Raw genomic sequence first — 6,538 nt, forward strand, 5'->3', positions numbered from 1 at the left:
TTTACATCTTCCAAATGGAGAACAATGTCCTTCAGCATTTCATAAGACTTTTCCCCGATCATGGAATCCACCAGGCCATGCCCCTTGGCTGCGATATCTTCCATGGTCATGGCATTTTCAGGGTCTCCCTTGGGATGGGGGACGAAGAGGGAACAGCTCTCTCCATTCGTAAGGGTAATGATAACTTTAGAGGCCAGCTGATCCGGATGAGCTTCATAAATCTTTGTCATTTCTCCATCGTTAATGACCCTGATCTTTTTCATCATGCTTCGCACCGCTTCATCATAAATGGCAGGCTCCCGAAAATCAGAAATGGCTACCTTTCCTCTCACTGCCATGGATGCCGCACAGTACTGTATGGAAAACTTGCAGCCGTAGGGTGTCAAGGGTTCGGCGTTATTAATGAGAGAATTAGTGATATCGTTGACTAAGATAGTAATGTCCCGAATCTCTTCGGCATGAATCTGTTTTTCGTTCATTAATTGCTTAATCCCGTAAACAGCCGCATGGGAATGCTTGCAGCAGGGATAGGGCTTAATAGAATTATGGCAGATAATGAAATCACTGCCCAGATTATCCGTCAGGAATTTCCATTTCGGATGAGGCGACATGGACCGGCAGAATCCCTTTTCTCCTTCCAGGATTGTGGTGGAACCGGTATATTCCTTCTGTGCAATGAGAGCGGAAAGGACGCCGCCATAACAGGCTTTTCCCGCATGAAGAGGCTTACTCATGGCTCCCTGTTTTACAAAATCCCATAGCCCCGCTGCCTGGGTGCCGGCGCTTCCCAGTGCATGGAGGAAATGGGGACCGTCCAGGTGAAGAACGGAAGATGCAGCGGATGCTGCCGAGAGATGCCCTACCGTACCGGTGGTATGCCAGAAATAGTACGACTCCGGCTGTATGGATTCTCCCACACGACCGCCCAGCTCATATCCTGCTGCAATGGCCGTGATGAGCTCTTTTCCAGAAATACACTTTGATTCGCCCAGTGCAAAGGCCGCCGGCACCACTACACAGGCCAGATGAATGATGGAGGCATTGTGCAGATCATCAAAGTCCTGCGCATGTGAGGCGGCACCATTCAGAAACGCCGCGTTTAACGCACTTTTTCGAATGCCTATCCCGCCCCTTCCGTTGTCCGCCAGTACGGTAGCCTCCGCGCCGTTGTCATTTGCCAGGATCACTTCTCTTAAAATCGAAGGCGGCAGCTCGGTGGATCCGGCGATGGCAAGGCCCAGCCAGTCCAGCAGCACCTTCTTAACTCCCGTTACTGCCCTCCGGGGAAGATCATGATAGGTAAGAATAGACAAAAAATCAGCAAGAGCTTTTGTTTCATTCATAACGATCCCTTCCTCAGTTCAATTCCTTTCAGGAAAAACATATAAAGAAACAGCAGGCAAATGAAATGCCGGTTCATTCACTGTTATTTGTCATCTGAAGATATCCCTGGAAGTTTCCCCTGCAAGTCTTTAGGAATCGGCTCTGCAGGAAAAACATTCCCGGTGCCAAACAGTAAAGGAACCGGCATTTCCATATTTGCGAGTTTATTTTCATTTCAGGAAGAAAGCCAGGGGCTGGCGGGGTAGTTTTTTCCAGCCCCGGTTCCAATCCGGATCCCAATCCGGTGTGCTAAAAACCGGTAACCGCTTGGTACCCATTCCTTTCACTGCTGATGCATTTCTCCTTCCCTATGAATGATGAAGGCGAACTGCGCAGCAGCGGCCGGCTCCGGATCAACGCTTCAGGCGTATCCGGTCCCCATTTCAGTCCGGCCGGTACATGAATCTGGCTTCCAGATTTTCCGCCTTAGATTGCCACCCGTTCCGGTTGATATTCACCGAATACGTCTCTCATGACGCTGCAGATTTCTCCCAGAGTAGCATAAGTCTTGACCGTTTCAATGATATAAGGCATAAGGTTGGCATTACTGGTGCAGGCAGCCCTCAGCGCCTTCAGGGAAGTTTCGACCTTCGCTTCATCTCTCTTTTTCTTCATCGCCTGCAGCCGGGCGCACTGACGCTTACCCACTTCCGGGTCTACACGGAGAATATCCTGGTTGGATGGTGCTTCTTCAGTAACGAACTTATTGACGCCAATCACTGTACGTCTGCCTTCTTCAATTTCCTTCTGGTATTCATAGGCATGAGCAGCCATTTCATCCTGCATATAGCCTGTTTCAATAGCGCCTACCGCACCGCCCATGGCGTCGATCTTATGGATATATGCAAGAGCTTCTTCTTCAATGTCATCCGTCAGTTTTTCAATATAATAGGAACCTGCCAGCGGATCTACCGTATCCGCTGCACCGCTTTCGTAGGCCAGGAGCTGCTGGGTACGGAGAGCCAGTGTAGCTGCCTCCTTTGTCGGAAGAGCCAGGGCTTCATTCTTGGCGCAGAGTGCCAGAGACTGGGTGCCTCCCAGGATTGCCGATAGGGCCTGCCAGGTAATGCGGACAATATTATTGTCATCCTGCTGGGCTGTAAGGACGGAGCCTGCTGTATGGACATGGAAACGGAGCATCATAGCCTTTGGATTGGTGGCATGGAAACGCTCTTTCATGATCTTTGCCCACAGTCTTCTGGCTGCACGGAACTTGGCAATTTCAGGAAAGAAATCAAGTCCTGCTGTGAAAATCCAGGAAATTCGCGGTGCGAAGTCATCCACCTTTTGTCCTGCGTGGATGGCTGCTTCTATATAGGCAATAGCGTTAGAGAAAGCAAAAGCAATTTCCTGTGTCATGGAAGCACCGGCTTCACGGATATGGTAAGCCCCTACAGAGATGGTATTCCATTGGGGAATGTTTCTGGAGCAGTAGGCAAATGTGTCGGTAACCAGTCTCATCGATGAACGGGGTGGGAAAATGTAGGTGCCTCTGGCAATGTATTCCTTCAGAATATCATTCTGGATAGTACCTTTCAGTTTATCCGGGCGAATGCCTTTCTTTTCTGCTGCCGCCACGTACATGGCCAGAAGTACGGCCGCCGGAGCATTAATGGTCATGGATGTGGAAATCTTATCCATGGGAATACCGTCAAAAATGGCTTCCATATCGGCCAGGGAGTCGATGGCTACCCCTACCTTGCCCACTTCACCAGTTGCCCTGGGATCATCGGAATCAAGCCCTATCTGGGTAGGAAGGTCCATAGCGATAGAAAGGCCCGTATTCCCCTGGGAGAGCAGGTATTTGTACAGACGGTTTGTTTCCTCAGAGGTTGCCATACCGGAATACTGGCGCATGGTCCAGTAGCGTCCGCGGTACATGGTAGGCTGGATGCCCCTGGTGTATGGATAGCTTCCCGGAACTCCCAGCTTTTCTTCATAGTCCCAGCCCTTCAGATCATTTGGTGTATACAGCCTTTTCGCCTTGATGCCCTTTCTTTCCGGGAAACGAGAAGCGGCCTTATTGACAGCAAATTCATACTTCTGAAGCATTTCATTTAAAGAGCTCATGATGATTTCCTCCTTTATATATTGATTTTTAAAATATCCGTTTTTATCAGGCTGTCTTTTTTGTATTGTCATGATAAGGTCCGGCTTCCTTTTTCATGGATCCGGTCTGTTCAAAACGGCGGTGCATGGAGAAAGCTTCTTCCAGGTCTACCGGCATATGGCCGCCATACTGCTCTGCCTTCAGTAAGTACTCCATAAGAAGCGGACGATAATCCGGATGGGCGCAGTGGGTAATGATTTCCCTTGCCCTTTCCCGAGGATCCAAACCGCGGAGATCCGCTATGCCCTGTTCAGTAATGAAGACCATAGTATCGTGCTCCGTATGGTCCACATGGGAGCACATGGGAATCACACGGGAAATATTGCCATGAGCTGTAGTGGATTCGGCTGTAAAAATAGTGAGATAGCCATTTCTCATGTAATCGCCGCTGCCTCCGATGCCGTTCACCATCCTTCTCCCCATCACATGGGTGCTGTTTGCCTGTCCGTAAATATCAAATTCCACAGGAACATTAAGGGAAATCACCCCCAGACGGCGGATCACGCCGGGGTTATTGGAAATCTCCAGAGGACGAAGCACCAGATGACTGTTGAAAAGCGTCGGATTCTTTCGATACATTTCCATCACTCCGGGGGATGGAGTAAAAGCACAGCCTGATGCCATATCCACCTTTCCCTCTTCGATAAGATCAAACACCGCATCCTGCAGAATTTCTGAATAGAGCTGCAGATGCTGGAAACGGGATTTCCTCATACCCATGAGCACCGCATTGGCAATCTTGCCTACGCCTGACTGCATAGGGAGAAGCGGTGAAGGCATACGCCCCTTTTTCTGCTCCATCTCCAGAAAGTCGATGAGATTGTCTGCAATCTTCTGCGTGGTGAGAGTAGGCATGCCCAGAGGTCTTACATGATCCGGAATATCGGACTCTACAATGGCCGCGATCTTTTCCAATCCACAGGGCACATAGGTAGTGCCGATACGGTCGCCGGGATGGTAAACAGGGAATTCCCTTCTGTTGGGCGGAAGATTCGGTTCATAAATATCATGAATTCCTTCCAGTTCCAGCGGAATCCACTTATTCACTTCCACAATGACCCTTTTGGCCATCCGCACAAAGGTGGGTGTATTTCCCACACCGGTACCGAGGATGAGATTTCCTTCTTTGGTAATGGCCAGGGCTTCCACCACCGCCACATCCACCGGTCCGAAAAACCCTGCCTTGACCTGCTGGGCAAATTCGGAAAGATGAAGATCTATATATTTGATTTCTCCATCATTGATTTCTTCCTTCATGCTCTTATTGCCGGCAGAATAGTAAGGCACTCTCTGCTCTACGCCATGAACAGACGCCAGAGACTCTTCGATTTCCGGTCCCACTGAAGCGCCGGACCAGATGGAAATCTTTACCTTTCTCCCATTTTTGATCTGCTGCGCCAGTGCCATGGATGTCTTCTTCGGGTATCCTGACGGCGTAAATCCGCTAAACCCCACTCTGTCATGATTTTGAATGAGAAGCGCCGCTTCATCCGGCGTGACCACTCTGGAAAACAGTGCTTTGTTCCTTAGCCTTGATTCATCAAGCATATCCATCACTCCATTCTTTTTATGATTCGGCATCCGTTCTTAACTATCCAGAGTATAGCGAAAATTGATTAAATGATATAATAATAAATATTGCTAAAAATATATGATTCTGTTATATTTTAAAAAACAGCCTTTTTTATCAGAAAAGACTATCCATTATTAAAATGGTATAAATATTCTGAATTATTCGATAATTGCAGGCAGCTAAAAACAGAGTAAAGAAAATTCCCTATTCTTTACCTTGTATATTTTCTTTTGAAATATATTTATTTTAATTATATTTTATATCATATTTTCTATATTAGAGGCATATTATGGATACATCACTATACCGCTCCTTTGTTGCCATCGTGGAAACCGGAAATCTTTCGCAGGCCGCCAGAAAACTTCACATGGCTCAACCTGCCCTAACCAGGCATATGAAAACCCTACAGGAAAAATATAATACTCCTCTTATACAGACAGCCCGGGGACGGCGCCATATCGAGCTCACCACCGTGGGCCGCATAGTATACAGCAAAGCCAAGAATATTCTGGCCATGGAAGACCAGCTTACCGAAGAAATCGAATCCGCCAAATCCGGCGTCAGTGGAATTCTTCGTCTTACCACCTCGCCATCCGTAGCTTATCCCCTCATCGCCAACACACTGGCAGAATTCAGCACCAAGAATCCGAACATTTCCTTTGAACTTATAGAAACCTCCACGGAAAAGCAGGCAGAAAACCTTCTCTCCGGCATTGCGGAAATCGGTATTGCCAATGCCCCCATCATTGACCCGGAAAAATTTACCATCCACTTGACCGTGGAAGACCGCATGGTGCTCTACGTCAATGAAAAAAGTTCAGTTTTAAAGCGGTTTCGTATCATTTCCAACGAAAAGCGCCTTGTTACCGGACTCATGCCTATGATTCACCAGATTCTGGAAACCCTTCCTATCTGCCTCACCAAAGGCTGTCGAAACGTAGACCTGAAATTTTTGAGTGCAATGGGAATATCCAAAACACCGCTCTGCATCAGCACCACCGTCACCGCTGCCCTCCAATGGGCCAAGGAAAACCGCGCCGCTGTCATTGCCCCCATCGACGATGAAGGCATCGGTCCCCAGGGCCTTCTGGGTTTTCTCCTCCCTGCCGGTTTAATTTCCAACTTCCGTATCATCTATACCGTAAAGGGTAAAAAAATCTCCCGCCTGGCCTTCCATTTTCTTGACTACGTGATGAATAACGGGGAAGGAGAATCCTCACCTTCAAAGTCTTCTGCCGACTCACTAATGAGAGAAGAGGCTGCGTCGATAATAAAGAGGGAATAGCTGCCTAAAGGCAATGATCATCTAATGCTCCTTTCTCACTGCCTTCTCCATAAAAGGATAATATTAAAAGCAATAAAAAAGATGCGCTTTCATTTTAAAAGCGCATCTTTTATATATCATTAACAAATTTCCGCCGGCATCAGGGGCGTGGAAAAATACTGTCCGAATGTCTAACCAGCCTGCTGTC

General features: G+C 48.0%; 4 protein-coding genes. 1 reads left to right on the forward strand and 3 read right to left on the reverse strand.

The genetic code is table 11. The features are described 5' to 3' along the window. From ACI4N7_RS07940 to ACI4N7_RS07950, 3 genes are all read right to left on the reverse strand, one after another. A partial coding sequence (locus tag ACI4N7_RS07940) for an MmgE/PrpD family protein (protein WP_439732820.1) occupies nt 1-1,343 on the reverse strand: 1,343 nt, incomplete at its 3' end. A gap of 466 nt (nt 1,344-1,809) precedes the next feature. Next, entirely contained in the window at nt 1,810-3,453 is a 1,644-nt protein-coding gene (locus ACI4N7_RS07945) for an acyl-CoA mutase large subunit family protein (RefSeq protein WP_439732821.1), read from the reverse strand. A 46-nt stretch (nt 3,454-3,499) separates the two neighbouring features. Beyond that, nucleotides 3,500-5,047, reverse strand: a complete 1,548-nt coding sequence (locus ACI4N7_RS07950) for a succinate CoA transferase (RefSeq protein WP_439732823.1) — start codon at nt 5,045-5,047, stop codon at nt 3,500-3,502. A gap of 308 nt (nt 5,048-5,355) precedes the next feature. Here ACI4N7_RS07950 and ACI4N7_RS07955 point away from each other — a divergent pair, with 308 nt between their 5' ends. Next, complete coding sequence (locus ACI4N7_RS07955; RefSeq protein WP_439732822.1) at nt 5,356-6,351, forward strand: LysR family transcriptional regulator; 996 nt, start codon at nt 5,356-5,358, stop codon at nt 6,349-6,351. The last annotated feature ends 187 nt before the right edge of the window (nt 6,352-6,538 follow it).

The organism is Dialister sp. (assembly GCF_051885895.1).
In the GTDB taxonomy this organism is placed as follows: domain Bacteria; phylum Bacillota; class Negativicutes; order Veillonellales; family Dialisteraceae; genus Dialister.